Genomic DNA, 21,654 nt, shown 5'->3' with positions numbered 1-21,654 from the left:
CGGGCATCAGCGGCGAGCGCGGCTCCGGAACCGGTTGAGGAGCGACGGCGGGAACACGCGGGCCCTGACCCGCGTGGACCACGCGCTGCCGGTCCGGAGCGCTCGCGTCACGGTGTCGACGTCGTCCCAGCGCGGTGCGGTATGCGCCCGCAGGGTCGGTGTCGGGGCGGCCCCCGACCCCGAGCCGTGGTCCGCGTACTCCGCGTACTCGTAGGCCGTGCGCAGGCGCGACAGGGACATTGCGGGCGCGCCCTCGAACCCGGCGTCCCGGGTGAGCCTCCCGGCGAAGGTGCGGGGTGTGTCGGTGGGTTCCAGACGGTGGCCGTAGTCGCCGGCGATCTCCGTCGTCTCCGCCCAGGCGGCCGTCGCCGCACCGGTGCCGCCGCCGGATCCTCCGCCGGTGCCACCGGCGGTTCCGCTCACGACGACGGTGCGCCGTCGGGCCCGGGTCCTCGCCGTCCGCAGGAGGAACGGCAGGAGAACGAGCACCACCACGCCGACCGCCCCGAGCGTTCCCGCCACGGAGCGGGCCTCGTTCCCGGCCTCCGCGGACCCGGCCCGGGAACCCTCCCCGGCGGGGTCCGTGGCGGACGCGGACGACCCCGGGGCGACGGGGATGCTGCCGGGGTTCAGGGCGTCGAAATCGTCCGCCCGGGGCCCGACCGGCGAGAACGCCTGCTGCGCGTAGGTGGGAACCACGCCGCGGGACGGTGTCGGTTCGAACTGCACCCAGCCCACGCCCTCGAAGTACAGCTCGGGCCAGGCATGCGCATTGCGGGAGTCGACGACGAACTCCCTGAGCTCCGTGCTCGCGGGCCCCTGCGAGGTGTTCCCGGTCGGGTTGCCGGGCGTGTAGCCGATCGCGACGCGGCTGGGGATGCCGGCCGCACGCGCCATGACCGCCATGGTGCCCGCGTAGTGCACGCAGTACCCGGATTTCGCCTCGAGGAAGCGGGCCATGACGTCCATGCCGCTGCCGTCGTACCCGCCGTCCACGGGCGCTTCCACCGAATAGGTGAAGTCGGGGCCGCGGAGATAGCTCTGGATCGCGATGGCCTTGTCGTAGGGGTTTACGAACTCGTCCGTGACCTCCGCCGTCCTCTCGCGGACGATCCCCGGGGTGTCCTCCGGCAGGCGCGTGAAGACCTCGGGCACGGACTCGGGATCCGAGGGCCCGATCACGCCGAGCCCCTCGCGCGTGAGGGTGGCCGCCCGGCTCTGCACCACGTATTCCTGGCGTGCGGTCGACCCGCCGTCGGTGGCGAGGATGGAGAGGTTCGCCGGATCCCACGCCCACGTCCCGGAGAGGTTCGTGACGCCGACGGGCGCGTACGGGGAGAGGAGCCACGGGCTGGCGTAGCTCTGCGTCGTGACACGGGTGAACACCGTGCTGCTCTCGGGCGGGTCCTCCGGCGTGCCCGCCTCCCTGCCGATCTCCGCCACGCCCGCGTCGCGGTCGTTGATCCGCTGGTCGGGCTCCCACCGCCGTCCGCTGAAGTCCTCGAGGGTGACGGCGCGGAGGTACAGGGGGGCGTCCGAGTTGGTGGAGTAGGTGATGCGGCCGAAGCCGCTGGGATTCCGGAGGTCGTTGCCGAGCGTGACCGCGGGGTTCAGTCCGGTGGCGGTGCCCCACACGTTGAGCCGGGCGCCCTGCGGGAAGGCCCCCGAGTTGAATCCCGGGACGATCATGGGCAGGGCCACCGTCACGGCGAGCGCCGCCGCGCCGATCATCGCGCCGCGGCCCGCGAAGCCGGAGGAGGCGCGCGCACCACCCGAGGCGAGCCGGTTCTCCCGCCACTGCGCCAGGGCGAGGAGCAGCAGGAATGCGAGGACGGTCGCCAGGAAGGCCGGCATGCCCACACCGTCGGGCTTCACGACGGCCGGGGTCACCAGGACGGCGAAGAGCCCGAGGCCGCTCGCCGCCGGCATGCGCAGGGTCGTGGAGAAGAGGTCCACGATGATGGCGATGAGCCCGAGGGCGGCGCAGACCACGAGGGTGAGCCCCGCCCCGGGCAGCACGGGAGCCACCTGGGAGACGACGGCCTCCTCCGCCTGGGCGAGGAGGCGCTGCAGTTCGAGCGCTGTCCCCGGGCCGGGGACGACACCGAGGACGCTCTGCCGCGGGAAGAACCGTGCGGTGAGGGCCCCGACGAGCACGAGCACGCCCACCAGCGCCGTGAGCACGCCGGTGAGCCGCAGGGTGCGGGTCAGCGCCATGGCGAGGAGCACGGGGACCAGCGTCTGGAGCACGGGGAGGAACCATATCCACGGTTCGACGACGCCGTTGAGGCTGGTGGAGGCGGCGAGCACGGCGAGCAGCACGGCACCCGTGACCGCCCAGTGCCAGGGGTCGGCCGGTCCTGCCGGCTGGGGGGCCGGCGGAGCCGGAGTCCGCGCCGGCGCGGGCCGCGGGAGGGTGGAGGTCATGTCGGTCCTCCTGCGGTGGAGACACGGCCGGAGCGCGCGCGGGGTGTCGAGCCGTACGCTGCCGGGGAGGCCTGCGCGGGCTTCCGGCCGACCGCGTGTTCGAGTCCGGCCCAGACGACGGGCAGGGCGGCCGCGGGGGAGGCGGCGGTGGCGTGCCACCCGGCCTCCCGCAGGACCTCGAGCTGGCGTTGCGACTCGGCGGGCCGCTCGGTGACGAGGACGGCGTAGGCGGGCGACCCGTAGTCGGAGGCCGAGGCCAGGGCCCGTGCCTCCTCGACGGTGATCAGGCCGAGGACGGCGATCAGCGGTCCCCGGTGCCGGTTCGCGGCGAGCCGGTCCAGCAGGTCGTCGCCGAACGCGCCGTGCGAGGTCCTGGCGTGGGGGGTCTTCCGGGACGTCTCGGCCGCGCCCGGATGCTCCCGGCGCACCCGGCGAATGGCGCTGAGCGCCGCCTCGCCCGCCCGCACGGCGGTGCTGCCGGTGTGCTCGTCGTCGCCCTGGGCGCGGCGCCCGGTCTCGGGTGCGAGCTCCAGCGCCGCGAGCCCCTCGGCGATGCCCGCGACGGCGCCCGGCCCGTAGTGCTCCTCCTCGGAGGGGAACGGTGCCGAGGGTGAGTGCAGGAGTGCGGGTGCCCCCTGGTGGTCGAGGAACCTCAGCGCGTAGCTGCGCTCGAGCAGGTGCGCGCTGATGGACATGGCGGCCGTGACCGCCCACTCGAACGTCGGCGACGTGGACAGCACGCCGCCGCCCCCGTCCGGGCCGAAGGCCGCGCTGAACCCGGAGCTGAAGCTGTGGTGGCGCTGGTCCAGCAGCAGGGTGGCCTGCGGTGTGGTGACCGATTCCTCCTGCCGCACCATGAGTTCGCTGTGGCGCGCCGTCGCGGCCCAGTGCACCCGCCGCAGGGAATCGCCGTGCCGGTACTCCCGCGTCATGACGTCGTCGTCACTCGGATTGGCCTGGCGCCGCGTGGCGGCCAGACCGTCGTTGCCGCGGGAGCCGGCGAGCGCGGAGACGAGCAGCTCGACGGGCGCGGGTGTGACGACGAGCGGGTCCACCGTGCCGAGGACATGGCGGGACTTCCCGAGGCCGAACGGATCCGTGAACTCGGCGGTGACGGGACCGATCCCGTAGACGCCGCGCGCCATGGAGCGGATCCGGTACTCGTAGCGCGAGACGCCGTCGGGGCCGGGGTTGCGCGAGGGGTAGGTGAAGCGGGGCGCCTGACCGAAGCGCGGGGGGAGCTGCTCCTCCATGGCGATGCTCGCCCCGCCCGCGACGCCCGCCGAGAGGGACAGCGTGACGGTGGTGGTGGAGCCGATCTCCATGGTCTGCGGCTGGAAGCGGCGGCTCACCGTGAACCGCGGCTTGACGAACCGGAGGACGGCGAGCGAGGCCAGGGGCAGGGCGAGCAGCAGGACACCCACGTAGAGGAGGTCCCGGCGGCCGAGGATCTGCGCGGACAACAGGGCGACGACGGCGGTCAGGACGAATCCCCAGCCGCGCGCTGTGAGGAACCGCGAGGGGAGCTTCTCGGTGAGTGTCATCGGATGCCGCCGAAGGCTAGGGGGTGGGGGTGGGGGTGCGGGGAGGGGGAAGGGTCATCGGCGCGGCGCCTCCCGGGCCACGGGGACGCGCGCGAGCACGTCCGCCACGATGGTCGACGCCGTCTCGCCGGCGCTGGTGGCCTTGCGGTCGAGCAGCAGCCGATGGGCGAGGACGGCGTCGGCGATCGCGGCGATGTCGTCGGGGAGCACGAAGTCGCGGCCCTCCAGCGCGGCGCCCGCCTTCGCGGCCCGCAGCAGTTGCAGCAGGGACCGCGGGCTCGCGCCGAGCCTGAGCCGCGGGTGGTCCCGGGTGGCGCGGCCGAGGGCCACCGTGTAGTCCTTCACGGCCGGCGAGACGTACACCGCCCGGACCTGCCGCATCATCCGGGCGATGTCCTCCAGGCCGGCCACGGGGCGGATGCTCGCCAGCGGTGACACGGACTGGTGGGTCTCCAGCATGTCCGCCTCCGCACGGGCGTCGGGATAACCCATCGAGATCCTGGCCATGAAACGATCCCGCTGCGCCTCGGGGAGCGGGTAGGTGCCCTCCATCTCGATCGGGTTCTGCGTGGCCACCACCATGAACGGCTCCCCGAGCAGGTGGGTGTGCCCGTCCACGGTGACCTGGTGCTCCTCCATGCACTCGAGGAGGGACGACTGCGTCTTGGCCGAGGCCCTGTTGATCTCGTCGCCGATGACGATGTTCGCGAAGACCGGGCCGGGCCGGAACTCGAACCGGCGCGTCTCCTGGCTGAAGATGGACACCCCGGTCACGTCCGAGGGCAGCAGGTCCGGGGTGAACTGGATCCGGTTCACGGAGCAGTCGATCGTCCGCGCGAGGGTCTTCGCGAGCAGGGTCTTCCCCACGCCCGGCACGTCCTCGAGGAGCAGGTGGCCCTCGGCGAGGAGGACCGTGAGGGCGAGGCGTGCCGCCTCGGGCTTGCCGTCGATCACCGTCTGGATGGAGCCGAGGATACGCGCGGCGACGTCGTAGAAGGTGCCGGGGACGTCCGGTGCCGCCGCAGGCCGCGGGTCCGCTGCTACCTCGGCGATGTTGTGCTGGACATCCATGGGTACCCTCCATGCGTGCGGCGTCCGTGCCGGGCGGCACCGGAGGACCGGCGCCACCCGACACGGAGGAACGGCTGCGGCCGTTCCGGCGCTGGCCGGGTCTGACCGAGCTGAATGAATCAACAGGTTACTAGCTCAACCGGCTCCCCGGGCCATTAGTTCCATACCAGAACTAGGCTTGATCCATGAGTACCCGCGCCCCGAGCACCAGCCACCCCTATGCGGCGGGGGAGATCCCGCCCGCCTACCGCGAACCGGAGGTCGGCGGAACACCCGACGGCGAGGGTGGCGCCGACGGGACCCCGGCCGCCCGACGACGCCGCAAGGGCGCCTACCTCCCGCTCCCGGAGCCGCTGCCGGTGCCCGTGATCGACAACCACACGCACTTCGACTTCCAGGAGGGAGCGGTGGAGGTGTCGGTCGGCGAGGCCCTCGACGCCGCCGAAGCCGCCGGCGTCCGCGGCGCCGTCCAGGTCGGCACGGACCTGGCGTCCTCGCGCTTCACCGCCGCCGTCGTCGAGCAGGACCGGCGGCTCCTCGGGGCGGTCGCCCTGCACCCGAACGACGCCCCGCTGCTCGCGGCGGCGGGCACGCTCGACGACGCGCTCACGGAGATAGAGCAGCTCGCCGCCGGGCCGCGGATCCGGGCCCTCGGCGAGACGGGCCTGGACTACTTCCGTACCGGTGAGGACGGCCGGGACAGCCAGCTGGCGTCCTTCCGCAGCCACATCGACATCGCCCGCAGACTCGGCAAGGCACTCCAGATCCACGACCGCGAAGCGCACGACGACGTCGTGGCGACCCTGCTCTCCGACACCGCTCCGGACCGCGTGGTGCTGCACTGCTTCTCCGGCGACGCGGCCCTGGCGCGGACCTGCAACGAGCACGGATGGTACATGTCCTTCGCGGGGACCGTGACCTTCAAGAACGCCGGGGCCCTGCGCGAGGCCCTCCTCGTCGCCGATCCCGCCCTCGTGCTGACCGAGACGGACGCCCCGTTCCTCACCCCGGACCCGTACCGCGGCCGGCCCAACGCCTCCTACGCCGTGCCGTACACCGTCCGCGCCATGGCGGCGATCCTCGACGCCGACCTCGACGCCCTGTGCGCCCGGCTGACGGCCAACACCGAGGCCGTGTACGGCAGCTGGGACTGACGGCGCGCGGAAGCAGGACGGGCGCCCGCACCCGCTCCGGGGTGGCCGGGCCCGGTCATCACAGGTGAGTACAGGGGCCTTGGTCACAAGTAGTCGAAAGAGTAGAAACGGGTAAGGTGTCACCTTTCCGTCCGTCGTAGAGTCGAATGTGAGGGAAGAAGCCGGCAGGTCCTGCTCGGCGTTCTCCCCGGTCAACGCACAGCCGTCAACGCCGATAGCAGCGGATGAGCCGTGCCTGCACTGCCCACCCGTTCCACATTCCGTGCGTGATCCCCCGAACGGGTCGGCGGCTTCCTGCTCCTGTCTGACCGGAGCAATCTCATCGCGCCTCTGACACTCGGTCGACTGCATGTCGATCGGGCTTTCTCCGTGTTCGGGCTGTCCCCTGACGCTCCCACACCACCGAGAAGGTCTACTTGAATTCGACTAGCGAGCCAGCCGACGTGTCGGCAGCGGAGCCGGCGCCCCTGCTGACGCCCGTGCCCGACAGTTCCCCCGTCCCCGACATCGCCCCCAACCGTGGCCCGGCCACCGGAGAGATCACCGACGCCCCCGCCGGGTCGGTCCTGCCGGACTGGTCGGCAGGGGAGTGGATCGCCTACAGCACGATGATCGTCGTCGCGGTCCTGCTGACCGTCATCGCGGTCACCACGCTCTGGTGGATGCTCCACGCGTGGCGTTCCCGCGACAGCCTCCAGCGCACCGGTTTCTCGCAGACCCCGCGGCCCGCGGCCCAGTCCTTCACCCTCCTGGTGCCCGGCAGGCACGAGGAGGAGGTCATGGGGCAGACGCTCGACCGCCTCGCCGAGCAGGACCACCCGGACTTCGAGATCATCGCGATCGTGGGCCATGACGATCCCGGCACGGAGGCCGTGGCGCGCGCCGCCGAACGCCGCCACCCGCACCTCATCAGGGTCATCGTCGACTCCTCGGTCCCCAAGAACAAGCCGAAGGCCCTGAATCTCGCCCTGCAGTCGGCGCGCGGTTCCGTGGTGGGCGTCTTCGACGCCGAGGACGACGTCCATCCGCGGCTCCTCTCCCTCGTCGACTCCCGCTTCTCCGAGACGGGCGCCGACGTGGTGCAGGGCGGGGTGCAGCTGATGAACTTCGACACCACGTGGTGGTCCCTGCGCAACGTGCTCGAGTACTACTTCTGGTTCCGCTCACGGCTGCACTTCCACGCCAACGCGAAGTTCATCCCCCTCGGCGGGAACACCGTCTTCATCAAGCGTTCCTGGCTGCAGTGGTCCGACGGGTGGGACGCCGAGTGCCTCGCCGAGGACTGCGAGGTCGGTGTCCGGCTCTCGAGCCAGGGGGCCACCGTGGCGGTCGCGTACAGCCCCGAGGTCGTCACACGGGAGGAGACCCCCGGAACCCTGACCTCGCTGTTCAAGCAGAGGACGCGGTGGAACCAGGGTTTCCTGCAGGTGCTCGGCAAGGGCGAGTGGCGCAAGCTGCCCACCGCCCGCCAGCGGCTGTTCGCCCGCTACATCCTGGCGATGCCCTTCCTGCAGGCCGCGACCGGCCTGCTCATCCCCATCTCGATCGTCCTGGTGCTCTTCGCCAAGGTCCCCGTCGGCATCGCGCTCATCACGTTCCTCCCCCTCGGGCCGACCCTCATCACCCTCGCAGCCGAAGCGGCGGGCCTGAACGAGTTCGGCCGCCTGTACGGGAAGAAGGTACGGGTCCGCGACTACGTGCGGCTCGTGCTGGGGACCTTCCCCTACCAGGTCTTCCTCGCGGCAGCCGCGGTACGCGCCGTCTTCCGCCAGCTGAAGGGCGAGAACTCCTGGGAGAAGACCGAGCACTCCGGTGCCCACCGCACCGTCTTCGAGCCGGCCTCACCCGACCGTGAACTCGTCGGCGCCGGCGGGGCGACGTCGTCGGCCCACGGGACGAGCACGTCAGGAGCCTCCTCATGACCTCCACCCTCGACAACCCCGGAGCGACGCGGACGGGCGCGACCGTGCCCGTCCAGGCCCCCCGACAGGACACCCCGGCCGGACGGTCACTGGGAACCCGCTGGGATCGGTGGCGTCGTGTCCACGGACGGGCGCCCCTGTTCCTGATCCCCACGCTGCTGGTCGCGGGCCTCGTCCAGGCCTGGAACATGAGCGGATCACCGCAGCGCATCGACGACGAGGGGACGTACGTCGCGCAGGCCTGGGCGGTCACCCACCTCGGGGAGCTCGCCCACTACACCTACTGGTACGACCATCCGCCGCTGGGCTGGATCCAGCTGGCGGCCTACGCCGAGCTCACGGGCGCCTTCGAGCGCTGGGACACCGCCGTCATGGCGGGTCGTGAAGCCGTGCTGGTGGCCACCCTCATCAGTACCGCACTGGTCTGGCTGCTGGCACGCAGGATCGGCCTGAGCCGGACGACGGCGACGGGGGCCGCGCTCCTGTTCGCCCTGTCCCCACTGGCCCTGCAGTTCCACCGCACCGTCTACCTGGACAACATCGCCACCCCGTGGCTCCTCGGCGCGCTGATCCTGGCCATGAGCCGCAAGCACCAGCTCGCAGAGTTCGTCGGCGCGGCCGTCCTGTTCGGGGTCGCGGTGCTGACCAAGGAGACGTACCTCCTGGCGCTGCCCCTGGTGGCCTTCGTCATGTACCGGGCCGGGTGGCCCGCCACCCGGCGCTACACCCTGTCCGTCGCGGCGAGCGTGCTCGTCCTGGTCGGAGCCGGCTACATCCTGTTCGCCACGGTGAAGGGCGAGCTGGTGCCGGGCCCGGACCGGGTCAGCCTCCTCGAGGGCATCGCCTTCCAGCTGACCTCGCGGGAACCGAGCGGACCACTGACGGATCCCGCGAGCATGACCAGCCGCACCCTCGCGATGTGGTGGCAGCTCGATCCGGTGTTCATCGTCGCGGGCCTCGCCGCCGCGGTCCTCGGCCTGTTCATCAGGAAGCTGCGGCCCTACGCCGTGCTGCTGCTGGTGCTCGTCGCCGTCATGCTGCGTCCGGGCGGTTACCTGCCGGTGCCCTACGTCATCATGCTCCTGCCGTTCGCCGCGCTCCTGGTCGCCGGCGTCACGGCGTGGGCGTTCACGCGTGTGCGGAGTGGCGCCGCCACGGGACGGGTCGGTGCCGGCGTGGTGCTGGTGGCGCTGGCCCTGGCCGTCGTCACCGCCGTCCCCCTGTGGACGGCCCAGCTGCGCGGCGTCCTGTTCGCCGACCTCGACGAGCCCGCCGTGCAGGCCCAGGACTGGGTCGAGACCAACGTCCCGCGATCGGACCGCCTGATCGTCGACGACGCCATGTGGGTGGACCTCGTGCGGAGCGGCTTCGAACGGGAGAACGTCATCTGGTACTACAAGATGGACACCGACGCGGACGTCATGGAGGCCTCACCGAACGGGTGGCAGGACGCGGACTACATCATCACGACCGACTCGATGCGCACCTCGCCCGAGCAGTTCCCGGAGGTCAACGGGGCGCTGTCCAACTCCGAGGTCATGGCGTCCTTCGGCACGGGTGCCCAGCAGGTCGATGTCCGGCGCATCTATCCGGACGGGACGGGAACGCTCGGCGAGGAAGAGGAGCGGATGGCCGCAGGCCGGGCGTCCGTGGGCGCCGAACTCGCACGGAATCCCGCCCTCGTGCTCGACGAGGAGTCCGAAGCGCAGCTGGGCTCGGGCCAGGTGGACGCGCGGATCGTGGCGGCCCTGAGCCGTCGCGCGGCGATCGACGAGTCCCTGTCCGTGTCCTTCCCCTCCGTGGACGGGGAGGACGGGTCCCTGCGTCGCCAGGTGCTGATCACCGCGGCCAACGGGGAGGACCTCGCTCCGGCCACTGCCGAGGCGAGGGCCCAGGAGACCTGGTTCGAGGACCTCGGCGGCTCGTTCGCCGCCGAATCCGCCACCCGCACCGACGCCGGTGTCCTGGTGACGTTCTCGATCGCCGAGCACCGCTCCGTGCTCCCCACGCCGTGACCGCACCTACTGTTCAGGACATCCCCATGACTGCTCGACCATCCGGCACCACCCCTCCCCGGCACCGTGCAGGTCCGGCCCGCGCCGGCCTGGCCCCTGCCCGCCGGCTGGCGGTCCTGCTCGTCGCCCTCGTCACCGGCCTGGTCGTGACCGTCGTCGGAGCGGGCCGGTCCGAGGCCGCCGACCAGGCGCCGGCCGCCGACGGCTGGGCCAGGGTGGCGCACCTGTCCCCGGACACGGGGTCCTTCGATGCGACCCTGACCGCCGTCGCCGGCGGGCAGGCCCCGATCGATCTCGAGGACCTCGCCTACGGTGATGTCTCCGACTATCTCCGGCTTCCCGCCGGAGCGTACGCCGTCGACCTGACACCCGGTGACAGCACGGACGACGCCGTCACGGAACTGAACCAGCTCATCACCGTCGAGGAAGGCCGGCCGCTCACCCTCGCCGTCCTGGGAGCCAACGAGGACCTCACCGCGAAGGTCATCCGCGACGACCTCACCCCGCCCGCCGAGGGTCAGGCGCGCGTCCGGGTCCTCCAGGCGAGCACCCTCACCGAGACGGTGGACATCAAGACCGACTCGGGCACGAAGACGCTCACCGCCGGCACGAAGAGCCGCGAGGTGACCGGATACGCCACGGTGGAGGCCGGGCTCTGGGACCTGCAGGTCTTCGGGGGGTCGCTGTCCAGCACCGAGGAGGTCGATCTCGTCGCCGGCACCATCAACACGCTCCTCGTGCTCGACAACGCCTCCGGGGGACTCACGGTCAAGGCCGTGGCGGACGTCGGCGCGGTGGGCGACACGCCCGTCGGTGGCACCAACACCGGAGCGGCCCCGGCCGACGCCGGTGCGCGCGGGAGCACGCCCGCCGGTTCGGGTGGTCCCGCCGACCCGGCGGCTTCCGGGCCCCTGCTGCTGCTCGCCGCCGCAGCCGCCATCGCGGCCCTCCTGGGGCGCCGCGCCCCCCGAGGGGTCCTCCCGGCGCGGAACCGGTCCGGCCGGTGAAGCGCGGGACCCTCGCCTGGATCATCGGCACCGGCGTGCTCGCGGCCACGGTGATCGTCGCGCTGTGGGCCACGGGTACCCTCCGGTTCGGCGGCACCCCGCCACCGGCGCCCGAGGACGGGCCCGCGGCGGAAGACACCCTGACCCCGGAGGAGGCGTCCGCCGACTTCCTCGACGAGTGGGTCGACGACGACGGCCGCGTGGTCCGCCGCGACCAGGGCGGCGACACCGTCAGCGAGGGCCAGGCCTACGGCCTGCTCCTCGCCCTGGGGGCCGGGGACGAGGCCCGCCTCGACGCCATCTGGGGGTGGACGGAGAGCAACCTGGTCCGCTCCGACGGCCTGCTGGCATGGCGCTGGCAGGACGGGCGGATCGTGGACGACGAACCGGCAGCGGACGCCGACGTCGACGCCGCGCGGGCGCTGGTCCTGGCCGGGGCCCGCTTCGACCGGCCCGACCTCACGGAGGCGGGGAACCGCCTCGCCGACGCCGTCATGGAGTCCATGACGGCGCAGACGCCGCTGGGCAGGGTCCTCCTGCCGGGCACATGGGCCGCAGGCGGGCCCGACCACCACTACAACCCGTCCTACGCCTCCCCGGTGTCCTTCGTCGTCCTGGCGGAGAGTACGGGGGACGCCCGGTGGACCGAGCTCGCGACGGGCGGCACCGCCGTCACGGAGGCCCTGCTGCGGACGAGTCCGCTGCCGCCGGACTGGGCGCAGATCACCGCGACAGGGGAGGTCAACGCCATGGCGGGAGCAGCAGGCGGGGGAGAGGACGTGCGGTACAGCTACGACGCCGCCCGCGTGGCGTTGCGCTTCGCGGAGTCGTGCCTCGAGGCCGACCGTCGGCTGGCCGCCCAGCTGCTCGAACCGCTCGACCGCGAGGACCGGCTGCCCGCCGCACTCGACCTCGGCGGCACGGCGCTGAATCCCGACGAGCACCCCCTCGCGTATCTGGCCCGTGCCGCGGCCGCCGCGTCCGCGGACGACCAGGCGCAGGCCTCCGAGGACATCGAGCGGGCCGGCCGGGTGGCGCAGCAGTACGGCACCTACTACGGCGCCGCCTGGAACGCCCTGGGCCGGCTCATGCTCGAGACGGACACGCTCGGAGGCTGTCCTCCCCACCGGGGCTGATTTCCCCGTCCCGCCCCGTCATCACCACAGAAGGTAGACCCGTTGTCCTCTCCACGCCCCGCGCGCCGCGCGAGCATCGCCGCCCTGATGCTCGCCGGAGCCGTCTCGCTCAGCGCCTGCGCGCCGGCACCGGCCGGCACGAACCGGCCCGATGCTGCCGGGCAGCCGGCGTCCCCGGCGGCATCGGCCCGCCCGCTGCAGGACCCGTCCGTCCCGGTCCCGACGCCGGACGCCGATCGCCGACCGCCGACCGGCATCAGCATCCCGGCGATCGGCGTCGAGGCCCCCCTCGAGGTCCTGTCCCTCGACCAGAGCGACGTGCTCCAGGCGCCCCGGGCCTGGGACGCCGCAGGCTGGTACGACAGCAGTCCCGTGCCGGGCGACCAGGGCCCCTCGATCATCACCGGGCATCTCACCGCTCCCGACGGGCCCGCCGTCTTCATCGATCTCGGCGCCCTGGTCCCGGGAGACCTCGTGACGGTGACGCGGGCCGACGGCAGCACCAGCACGTTCGCGGTCGACCGCACGATCACCGCGGAACGCACCGATTCCTTCCCCACGGCCGAGATCTACGGGCCCACCCCGGACGCCCAGCTGCGCCTCATCACGTGCGACGGCGAGTACGACCCCGCGCGCGACCACTGGACGCGCAACATGGTCGTGTTCGCCACCGAACTGCCCCTGTAAGGCCGGCCGACGGCACCGCCGCGACGCCGTCCGTCGGGCCCACGCCGTCCGTTCCCGTAGCAGGCCGGCGTGGAACGCGTGGCCCGCGACGCGGGCCCCAGTGTCCGCGGCGCCCACTCGGGTGGTGGGCACGCGTGTCGGCGTCCGGACGCGTCCGTAATGTTCAGCGGGAGGCCGAGCTGCCCGCCGCGTCGCACCGGCGCAGGCAACGCCTTGCGAGCCGTCCTTCTCTTGAGACCGGAAGCCGACGGCACACCGGTGGTCCCCTCCCAGCCGGGCGACCGCCCAGCGGGTCGGCGGCGCCCGGAGCCCCCCTGAGACCGGGGGTTCCGCCAGGCGCCGCCGGCTCCCGCGCCCGCTGCGCGCCGGTCGGGGCCCTCGTCCGGACCGATACGATGGCAGGGTGACGACGCCCCCCACCCCCCACCAGCCGGCCCCCCTCCTCGGAGCAGCGGACATCCGGCGCCTGGCGGCGGAGGTGGACATCCGCCCCACCAAGACCCTCGGCCAGAACTTCGTGATCGACGGCAACACCATCCGCCGGATCGTCGCCGCCGCGCACCTGGGCCCCGACGAGACCGTCCTCGAGGTGGGTCCAGGCCTCGGCTCCCTCACCCTCGGCCTGCTCGACGCCGCACAGCGCGTCGTCGCCGTCGAGATCGATCCCGTCCTCGCCGGGAAGCTGCCCGGCACCGTCGCCCAGTGGCGGCCCGACCGCGTCGCGGCCCTCGACGTCGTCCTCGAGGACGCCCTGCGCGTGACCACCCTGCCGCACCCCCCGACCTCGCTCGTGGCCAACCTGCCCTACAACGTGGCCGTCCCCGTCGTCCTGAACCTGCTCGAGCGCTTCCCGTCCCTCCGCCACGGACTCGTCATGGTCCAGGACGAGGTGGCGGACCGGCTCGCCGCGCCTCCCGGGTCCAGGACCTACGGTGTCCCGTCCGTGAAGGCCGCGTGGTACTCGAGCATGGCCAAGGCGGGGGTGATCGGCATGAACGTGTTCTGGCCGGCACCGAAGATCGCCTCGGGCCTCGTCCGCTTCACGCGCCGTGAACCGCCCGCGACGACGGCCACCCGGGAGCAGGTGTTCGCCGTCATCGACGCCGCCTTCGCGCAGCGCCGCAAGACCCTCCGGGCAGCGCTCGCCGGATGGGCCGGCAGCCCGGTCCTGGCCGAACAGGCCCTGCGGGCGGCCGGGGTGGACCCGTCCGCGCGCGGCGAGGTCCTCGACGTCACGGCGTTCGCGCGCATCGCGGAGGCCCGCGTGCACGCCCCGGGGCCCGCCACCACACCCTGACGCCGTACGCACGTCGCAGGAGAGGGCGCAGGGCGATCCACGGAACACGGGTGCGTTAGGTTGGTGGGTATGGCCCCGGGCAGAACAGTCGACATGCGCTCCGGCGCCCGGTCCGTGCGTGTCAGGGCTCCGGGGAAGATCAACGTCTCCCTAACGGTGGGCCCGCCCCGGGAGGACGGCTACCACGGAGTCGCCAGCGTCTTCCTCGCCGTGTCCCTGTTCGAGGAGGTCACGGCCACCGAGACCGCCGGGGACGGCATCAGCGTGAGCGTCAACGGCCAGGGAACCCTGAACCTCCCCGCTGCGTCCATCCCCCTGGACCGCACCAACCTGGCCGTACGCGCCGCAGAACTCCTCGCCGACGTCAGCCCCGGACGCACCGGGGTGCACCTCGACATCACCAAGCGCGTGCCCATCGCCGGCGGCATGGGCGGCGGCTCCGCCGACGCCGCCGCGGCCCTCCTCGCCTGCGACGCCCTCTGGGGGAGCGGCTTCTCCCGGGACGAGCTGGCGAGGATCGCCGTCGATCTCGGCGCCGACGTGCCGTTCGCACTGCTCGGCGGGACCGCCGTCGGGCTCGGCGTCGGGGACCGGCTGACCCCCGCCATCTCCAAGACACCCCTGCACTGGGTCCTCGTGACCTCCGACTACGGGCTCTCGACGCCCGAGGTGTACCGCACGCTGGACGCGATCCGCCTGCGGGACGGCATCGACCCCGACCCGCAGCCGGACATCGACCCTTCGATCCTCGGAGCCATGCGGTCCGGTGACGCCGTCGGGCTGGCCCCGCTGCTGCGCAACGACCTCCAGCAGGCCTCGATCCACCTCGCCCCCGAGCTGGGCGATATCCTTGAGACGGGGAAGGCCGCCGGTGCGCTCGCGGGCATCGTGTCCGGATCCGGCCCCACCATCGCCTTCCTCACCAGGAGCTCCGGCCACGCGGCCGAACTGGAGTCGCTCCTCGACACCGCGGGGCTGCAGGCGATGACCGTCCACGGCCCGGCCCACGGGGCCCGGATCGTCACAGAATTCGCGTCCTGACCGCGCACCGTTCCAACCGAAAGCAGCAGTCCCTTGGCACACCTTCTCGGCGCTGAAAGCCTCAGCGTCGCCTTCGTCACCCGCACCATCCTGGACAACGTGTCCCTCGGCATCGAGGACGGCGACCGCATCGGGGTGGTGGGCCGCAACGGTGACGGCAAATCCACGCTCATGCGCCTCCTCGCGCAGCGCAGCACCCCCGACTCCGGCCGCGTCACCAAGCGGCGCGACGTCTCCGTCGGCTACCTCGACCAGTCGGACGTGCTCGACGGCGACCTCGAGGTGGGGCGGGCGATCGTCGGGGACCAGGCGGACCACGAGTGGGCGTCCAACCCCAAGATCCGCGACGTCATGGGCGGCCTCGTCTCCGAGGTGGACTGGCACGCGAGGGTGTCCTCCCTCTCCGGCGGGCAGAAGCGCCGCGTGGCCCTCGCGAAGCTGCTGATCGGTGACGACGACGTCATCATGCTCGACGAGCCCACCAACCATCTCGACGTCGAGGGCGTCGCCTGGCTCGCGCGGCACCTGCGCCAGCGCTGGCGTCCCACCGAGGGCGGCATGCTCGTGGTCACCCACGACCGCTGGTTCCTCGACGAGGTCTGCAACCACACGTGGGAGGTCCACGACGCCGTCGTCGACCACTTCGACGGCGGCTACGCGGCCTACGTCCTCGCGCGCGCCGAGCGGGACCGCATGGCCTCCGTCGTCGAGTCCAAGCGCGTGCAGCTCGTCAAGAAGGAACTCGCCTGGCTGCGCCGGGGCGCCCCCGCCCGCACGGCGAAGCCGAAGTTCCGCATCGAGGCCGCCAACGAGCTCATCGCCGACGTCCCCGAACCCCGTGACTCGCTCGCGCTCAGCAAGATGGCCATGTCCCGGCTCGGCAAGGACGTCCTCGACCTCGAGGACGTCAGCCTGACGATCGACGACGGCGAGGGCGCCGAGAGAACGCTGTTCGACAAGGTCACGCTGCGCCTCGCGCCCGGCCAGCGGCTCGGGCTCGTGGGGGTCAACGGCTCCGGCAAGACGACCCTGCTGCGGCTGCTGAACGGCGAGATCCAGCCGACCGCGGGCAAGCTCAAGCGGGGCAAGACGGTCCAGACCGCCGTGCTCTCGCAGGAGGTCAGGGAACTCGACGACGTCAGCGACAGCCGCGTCATCGAGGTCATCGAGTCGGAGAAGCGGGTCTTCGCCGTCGGCGGCAAGGAGGTCTCGGCGAGCCAGCTCGTGGAGCAGCTCGGCTTCACCAACGAGAAGCAGTGGACGAGGGTCAGTGAGCTCTCCGGCGGTGAGCGCCGCCGCCTCCAGCTGCTCCGGCTGCTCGTGGGCGAGCCGAACGTGCTGATGCTCGACGAGCCGACCAACGACCTCGACACCGACACCCTGTCCGCCATCGAGGACGTCCTGGACGGCTGGCCGGGGACCCTCGTCGTGGTCTCCCACGACCGCTACCTCCTCGAGCGCGTGACCGATTCCCAGATGGCCCTGCTCGGTGACGGGAATCTCCGCGACCTGCCCGGCGGCGTGGACCAGTACCTCGAGCTGCGGAACGCCGCAGGCCCCCTCACGGCCACGGGGAGCGCCGCGTCGCCGGCCGTCAGCGGCGGCTCGGCAGGCAGCGTGTCCGAGGCCGAGCTGCGGCAGGCCCGCAAGGACCTCACGCGCATCGAGCGGCAGATCTCCAAGGTGGACGCCCAGAAGGGCAAGCTGCAGCAGCAGATGAACGACGCCGGTGCACGGTCCGACGCCGACTTCGGGCACATCGCGGGCCTGAACGCGAGGCTGCAGGAGCTCGAGGCCGAGATCGGGGACCTGGAGGTGCAGTGGATGGACACCGCGGAGATCCTCGGCGAGTAGCGCCCGCCCGCGTCCCCGCGGGCACCTTCCCGCGGACCGAGTAGCCGTTCCCGTAAGACAAGTAGCCGGTGCGTGAAACTACTCTCGTGTTGCCGTGGACCGTCCTGTTAGCTGGGCCCTACTGCTCAAGGACGATCATGGCATGGGGAGTTATGGGTTACGGTCTCAGCGTCGACGTAGGCACCAGTTTCACCGCGGCAGCCGTCATCCGGACCGACGGGGAGATGCCCGGTACGCCGCAGATCCTCCCCCTCGGCAGCCGGGCGGCAGCCATCCCCACCGTCGTCTTCCTCGGGACGGACGGCACCCGGCTGATCGGCGAGGCCGCGGAACGCAGGGGCTCCGCGCAGCCCGAAGGCGTCGCCCGCGAGTTCAAACGGCGCATGGGCGACGACGTCCCCCTCCTCGTCGGCGGCGACCACGTCCTGCCGCAGCAGCTCGTCGCCGCCGTCGTCAGCTGGGTGGTGGGCGTCGCGACCGAGCGGGAAGGCGGAGCGCCCGACGTCGTCACCCTCACGCACCCCGCGGGCTGGGGCGGGCACCGGACGTCCCTGCTGCGGGAGGCACTGGCCGAGGCCGGCGTCGGCGACGTCGTCCTGCTGACCGAACCCGAGGCGGCGGCTCTCTCGTACGCCTCGCGGGAGCGCGTCCCCGCGGGCAGCACCCTCGCCGTCTACGACCTCGGCGGCGGGACCTTCGACGCCACCGTGCTCCGGAAGACCGACGCCGACACGTTCCAGGTCCTCGGCACGCCCCAAGGCCTGGAGCGGCTCGGCGGGGCGGACTTCGACCAGGAGATCTTCGACCACGTCCTCGACAGCACGGACATGCCCGCGTCCGGGCTGGAACCCACCCCCGAGGTCCTCGCCGCGCTGACGCGCCTGCGGAAGGAGTGCGCCGAGGCCAAGGAGGCGCTGTCCTCCGACTCCGAGGCCACGGTGTCCGTGATGATGCCGGGAGCGCACTCGCAGGTCCGCCTCGTCCGGTCGGAGTTCGAGGCGATGATCACCCCGGCCCTCGCCGGGACGCTCGCCACACTGCGCGCCGCCCTCGAGAGCGCCGGTGTACGCCCCGAGGACCTCACCGCGATCCTGCTGATCGGCGGCTCCTCGCGCATCCCGCTGGTCGCCCAGCTCCTGTCCGAGGAGTTCGGCAGCCCCCTCGCCATCGACGTGGACCCCAAGGCCTCCGTGGCCCTCGGCGCCGTGTTCGCCACGTCAGCCCTCGACGACGCCTCAGCCCGGGAGGGAAGCGCTGCACCGGGGGAGGAGGCCGAGGCCGGGACGCAGAAACACGCCGCCGCGGTGACCAACGCGGCCGGTTTCGCCCGCCCCGCACCGCGCGCCGCCCCCCTGCCCGCGCACGGTCCGGTGCACATGGCACCGAACAGGCGGCTGGGGGTGCGGATCGGTGCCGTCGCCGCCGCCGTGGCGCTCCTGGGCATCGCGACGGCGTCCGCGACGAACGCCCCCAACCCGCTCGCGGCGCTGTCGGCCCTGGCCGGCGACCCACGGGCAGTAGCCGCCGAAGGACCGGACCCCGCAGCAGGGGCGGGGAGCACGAGCACCGCCGCGGGCGCGCCCGACGCCGCAGCGGACCTCCCGTCCGCGCCGGGCGAGTCCTTCCTGGACGACGCACTGGGGCTGCTCGGGCCCACACCGGCCCCGTCCACGGGCGCAGAGGTCACCCCGACGCGGGGGGACGACGGCCGGGGCGCCGGCACGGCCACGAAGACGGCGGGACGGCACTCCACACGTGACGCGTCGCCGGAGGGTACAGCGTCGGGAGACACCCGCGAACCGTCGCCGTCGAAGACTGCCGCCCCGTCCTCCGCCGCCCCGTCCTCCTCGAAGCCCGGTGCCACGACGGGCACGCCGACGCCCGCCGTCCCCTTCCCCTCACAGAGCCCTGTGCCGCCCCCCTCCCAGCCGCCCCCCTCCCAGCCGGTGACCGAGGAGCCCCCGGTGACCCAGCCCGCACCGCCGCCCACACCGTCGCCCATAACGCCGCCCACGTCGTCGGTCCCCGATCCCACCACGCAGCCGCCTGCTCCCGAGCCCCTGCCTGAGCCCACCCCGGAGCCCACGCAACCTCCGGCCGATCCCGCGCCCGAACCTCCGGCGACTCCCGGCGATCCTGGCCCGCAGCCCACCTCCACGGTCGAAGCGCCGGCGCCGACCGACCCGCCGCCCCCCGGCGAGCCCGTCGCGCCGTCGTCCATCACCCCGGAGTCCTGACCGTGACGGCCCACGACGTGGGGACAGGTGTGACCCCGCTCCTCGGCCCCTCCGTGGACGCCGCGACCTACGAGGTGGTCCTCGCGCTGTGCGTGGGATTCTCGATCCCCGGACTCGTCCCGCCACTGCTGTACAGCGAGGGCGTGCCCGCCGAGCAGCTCGCGGCCCGCGCCCGGGCTGCCGGGCTCGTGCAGGCGGACGGCCGGCCGTCGCCGGACCTCCGCACGACCATGCTGCGCGACGCCGACGCCTACCAGGTGCGCCGGTTGCAGCGTGCCCTCGTGGACCTCTACTGCGCGGAGTCGCTGCCCCTCGGCCCGCTCGCGCGCCGGCTCGCCGACGACGGCCTCGTCGACGAGCGGATCGCCGGCGTGCTCGCCCAGGAGGGCACGACGCTGCTCGGCACCGATCCCGCAGCAGCGCTCGACCTCCTCGACCGCGCGGTTGCCGCCGGAGCGGACGCCGTGGGCGTCGCGCCCCGCCGGGCCGAGGCGGCGCTCGGCGTCGGAGACCTCGACGCCGCCTCCCGCATCCTCGACACCTACTTCGGCCACTCGGGTGCCGACACGGAGCCGGCCCTCCCGGACTCCCCGCGGGCGGTCCGCATCGCCTCCTCGCTCTGGGCGCACAGGGGCATGATGTCGCGGGCGGCCGACGTGCACCGCTGGGCGGCAGGAGCGGGATCGGGCGGGGGACCCCTCGGTGCGCTGGCCCTGCTCGCCACGGGGGATCCGGAGGGGGCCCGGCGGATGGTCGCGGGCAGCGCCCCCTCGTCGCCGTCCATGGCCGACGTCGCGGACCTCCTGCTCGCGGAGGGCGCCCTGCACTCCCTCGGCCCCGATCCGTCGGGCGCCGTGCCCATCCTCATCCGCGCATCGGACACCCTCAACGCGACCGGACGGGTGTCCCCGGCGCCGGAGCTGCCGGCGAGCCTCGCCGCGACGGTCGCGCTCCTCGCCGGCAGCCACCGGACCGCGCTCACCGTGATCGATGCGGCGCTCGCGAGCGGGCAGGGCGGCCGGGTGCTGCGCCCGAGGCTGTGCCTCCTGGGGGGATGGGCGGCCATGTCCCTGGACCAGCCCGCCCTGGCGCGCGACTTCTGCGAGGACGCCCACGGACGGGATCATCACCTCACGCCCCGGGACGACCTGCTGCTGCGGGCTCTCGAGGTGGGACTCGCCCGGCGCGCCGGGGACAGCGCGGCACTCGTCCAGGCCTGGCAGCGGGCCCGCGAATCGATGCTGCACGTCTCCGTGGACCTCCTCACCGTCCTCCCGCTCACCGAACTGGTGATCGCCGCGGCCCGGCTCCGTGACACCGAGGGGCTCAGGCCGCACGTCGACGAGGCCTGGCGGCTGCTCTCGGCGCTCGGGAGCCCGCCGCTGTGGTCCGTCCCCCTGCACTGGTCCGCCGCCCGGGCCGCCCTCCTCCTCGAGCGCCCCCGCGACCTCGCCCCGCATGCTGCGGCACTGGTCCACGAGTCCTCCGCCTACCCCCTGGCCGCGACCTTCGCGCTCGCCGGCAAGGTGTGGGTCTCCGTCCTCGCCGGAGCCTTCGACACCGACGCCGTCGAGGCGGCGGCACGGGAACTCGCCGCCGCAGGATTCGCCTGGGAGGGTGCGCGCCTGGCAGGCCACGCGTCCGCACGGGCGGACGACCGGCGGGACATGACGCGGCTGCTCTCCTGCGCCCGCGACCTGCGGCCGGCGCCCGAGCGGCTCGCGCCTCCCGACGTCGCGCCTCCCCGGGCGACACCCACCCTGCCGGGAGACCGGACGCCACGCACCCACGCCTCGGGGCGGTCGCGCGCAGGCGCCGGGGCACCCGGGGCCGCCGGACGCCGGTCCGGCGCCCCCGGCCTCAGCGGACGGGAGCGGCAGATCGCGCAGCTCGTGCTGCAGGGCCGGACCTACCGGGAGATCAGCGAGGAGATCTTCATCTCCCCCCGGACCGTGGAGCATCATGTGGCACGCATCCGACGCCGGGTTGGTGCGTCCTCGCGCTCGGACCTGCTCGCACGCCTCCGGGTGTCACTCGCCGCCACCGGCGACGTCACCGGAGGCAGCACCGCAGAAACCCCCGGCCCGCGCCGACCTGCCGATTCCGGCTCCGACCCCCTCGGCGCCCCTCATCGGGGCCGGCGAAACCCCTAATGCATCCCGGGGGTTAGGGGTGCAACCACCGATGCCCCACCCGCACCCCCACTCCTACATTTGACCCAAGCCGGCAGGGACGCCGGCGGATCGACCCACTCACGAAGGA

The 21,654-nt window shown here is 73.1% G+C and carries 14 protein-coding genes; 11 read left to right on the top strand and 3 right to left on the bottom strand.

All coding sequences use genetic code 11. The features are described from left to right. Nucleotides 1-6: 6 nt before the first annotated feature. Genes ACX80P_RS05625 through ACX80P_RS05615 form a run of 3 tightly spaced genes read right to left on the bottom strand, consistent with a single transcriptional unit; the run spans nucleotide 7 to nucleotide 5,042 of the window. A complete protein-coding gene (locus tag ACX80P_RS05625; RefSeq protein WP_459277077.1) occupies nucleotides 7-2,427 on the bottom strand; it encodes a transglutaminase TgpA family protein in 2,421 nt (806 codons plus the stop codon). Then, nucleotides 2,424-3,971: a DUF58 domain-containing protein gene (locus ACX80P_RS05620; protein WP_459277076.1), complete on the bottom strand. Its 1,548-nt coding sequence runs from the start codon at nucleotides 3,969-3,971 to the stop codon at nucleotides 2,424-2,426. The genes ACX80P_RS05625 and ACX80P_RS05620 overlap by 4 nt, the downstream gene beginning before the upstream one ends. Nucleotides 3,972-4,025: 54 nt before the next feature. Further along, nucleotides 4,026-5,042 carry an AAA family ATPase gene (locus ACX80P_RS05615; RefSeq protein WP_459277075.1) on the bottom strand — a complete coding sequence of 339 codons (1,017 nt, stop codon included), beginning with the start codon at nucleotides 5,040-5,042 and terminating at the stop codon, nucleotides 4,026-4,028. Between the two features lie 185 nt (nucleotides 5,043-5,227). Between ACX80P_RS05615 and ACX80P_RS05610 the strand changes: the two genes are divergently transcribed. The 11 genes from ACX80P_RS05610 (at nucleotide 5,228) to ACX80P_RS05560 (ending at nucleotide 21,545) form a co-directional block, all read left to right on the top strand. Then, nucleotides 5,228-6,196 (top strand): TatD family hydrolase, encoded by a 969-nt coding sequence (locus tag ACX80P_RS05610; RefSeq protein WP_459277074.1) that lies wholly within the window; start codon nucleotides 5,228-5,230, stop codon nucleotides 6,194-6,196. A 416-nt stretch (nucleotides 6,197-6,612) separates the two neighbouring features. Continuing rightward, nucleotides 6,613-8,118 (top strand): glycosyltransferase, encoded by a 1,506-nt coding sequence (locus tag ACX80P_RS05605; protein WP_459277073.1) that lies wholly within the window; start codon nucleotides 6,613-6,615, stop codon nucleotides 8,116-8,118. Continuing rightward, nucleotides 8,115-10,133: an ArnT family glycosyltransferase gene (locus tag ACX80P_RS05600; protein WP_459277072.1), complete on the top strand. Its 2,019-nt coding sequence runs from the start codon at nucleotides 8,115-8,117 to the stop codon at nucleotides 10,131-10,133. The genes ACX80P_RS05605 and ACX80P_RS05600 overlap by 4 nt, the downstream gene beginning before the upstream one ends. 26 nt (nucleotides 10,134-10,159) lie before the next feature. Beyond that, on the top strand, nucleotides 10,160-11,140 hold the full coding sequence (locus ACX80P_RS05595) for a DUF4397 domain-containing protein (protein ID WP_459277071.1): 981 nt from the start codon (nucleotides 10,160-10,162) through the stop codon (nucleotides 11,138-11,140). Then, nucleotides 11,137-12,276: a glycosyl hydrolase family 8 gene (locus ACX80P_RS05590; RefSeq protein WP_459277070.1), complete on the top strand. Its 1,140-nt coding sequence runs from the start codon at nucleotides 11,137-11,139 to the stop codon at nucleotides 12,274-12,276. Before ACX80P_RS05595 ends, ACX80P_RS05590 begins: the two co-directional genes overlap by 4 nt. A gap of 42 nt (nucleotides 12,277-12,318) precedes the next feature. After that, the gene (locus ACX80P_RS05585) at nucleotides 12,319-12,963 is read left to right on the top strand and encodes a sortase domain-containing protein (RefSeq protein WP_459277069.1); all 645 of its coding nucleotides are present in this window, start codon (nucleotides 12,319-12,321) and stop codon (nucleotides 12,961-12,963) included. Between the two features lie 403 nt (nucleotides 12,964-13,366). Beyond that, nucleotides 13,367-14,260, top strand: a complete 894-nt coding sequence (gene rsmA, locus ACX80P_RS05580; protein ID WP_459277068.1) for a 16S rRNA (adenine(1518)-N(6)/adenine(1519)-N(6))-dimethyltransferase RsmA — start codon at nucleotides 13,367-13,369, stop codon at nucleotides 14,258-14,260. A gap of 69 nt (nucleotides 14,261-14,329) precedes the next feature. Beyond that, nucleotides 14,330-15,301: a 4-(cytidine 5'-diphospho)-2-C-methyl-D-erythritol kinase gene (locus ACX80P_RS05575; RefSeq protein WP_459277067.1), complete on the top strand. Its 972-nt coding sequence runs from the start codon at nucleotides 14,330-14,332 to the stop codon at nucleotides 15,299-15,301. A 33-nt stretch (nucleotides 15,302-15,334) separates the two neighbouring features. Then, nucleotides 15,335-17,155, top strand: coding sequence for an ABC-F family ATP-binding cassette domain-containing protein (locus ACX80P_RS05570; RefSeq protein WP_459277066.1), 1,821 nt, complete (start codon nucleotides 15,335-15,337; stop codon nucleotides 17,153-17,155). Between the two features lie 137 nt (nucleotides 17,156-17,292). Continuing rightward, on the top strand, nucleotides 17,293-19,392 hold the full coding sequence (locus tag ACX80P_RS05565; RefSeq protein ID WP_459277065.1) for an Hsp70 family protein: 2,100 nt from the start codon (nucleotides 17,293-17,295) through the stop codon (nucleotides 19,390-19,392). A 2-nt stretch (nucleotides 19,393-19,394) separates the two neighbouring features. After that, entirely contained in the window at nucleotides 19,395-21,545 is a 2,151-nt protein-coding gene (locus ACX80P_RS05560; RefSeq protein WP_459277064.1) for a LuxR C-terminal-related transcriptional regulator, read from the top strand. Nucleotides 21,546-21,654: the final 109 nt, after the last annotated feature.

The organism is Arthrobacter arabinosi (assembly GCF_054511115.1).
The sequence above is the reverse complement of the archived record's forward strand: the minus strand, read 5'-3'. Positions and strand labels throughout refer to the sequence as shown.

Coding starts and splice junctions, on each gene's coding strand:
- ACX80P_RS05625 (WP_459277077.1), bottom strand. CDS start 2,427: ATGACCTCCACCCTCCCGCGGCCCGCGCCGGCGCGGACTCCGGCTCCG.
- ACX80P_RS05620 (WP_459277076.1), bottom strand. CDS start 3,971: ATGACACTCACCGAGAAGCTCCCCTCGCGGTTCCTCACAGCGCGCGGC.
- ACX80P_RS05615 (WP_459277075.1), bottom strand. CDS start 5,042: ATGGATGTCCAGCACAACATCGCCGAGGTAGCAGCGGACCCGCGGCCT.
- ACX80P_RS05610 (WP_459277074.1), top strand. CDS start 5,228: ATGAGTACCCGCGCCCCGAGCACCAGCCACCCCTATGCGGCGGGGGAG.
- ACX80P_RS05600 (WP_459277072.1), top strand. CDS start 8,115: ATGACCTCCACCCTCGACAACCCCGGAGCGACGCGGACGGGCGCGACC.
- ACX80P_RS05595 (WP_459277071.1), top strand. CDS start 10,160: ATGACTGCTCGACCATCCGGCACCACCCCTCCCCGGCACCGTGCAGGT.
- ACX80P_RS05575 (WP_459277067.1), top strand. CDS start 14,330: ATGGCCCCGGGCAGAACAGTCGACATGCGCTCCGGCGCCCGGTCCGTG.
- ACX80P_RS05565 (WP_459277065.1), top strand. CDS start 17,293: ATGGCATGGGGAGTTATGGGTTACGGTCTCAGCGTCGACGTAGGCACC.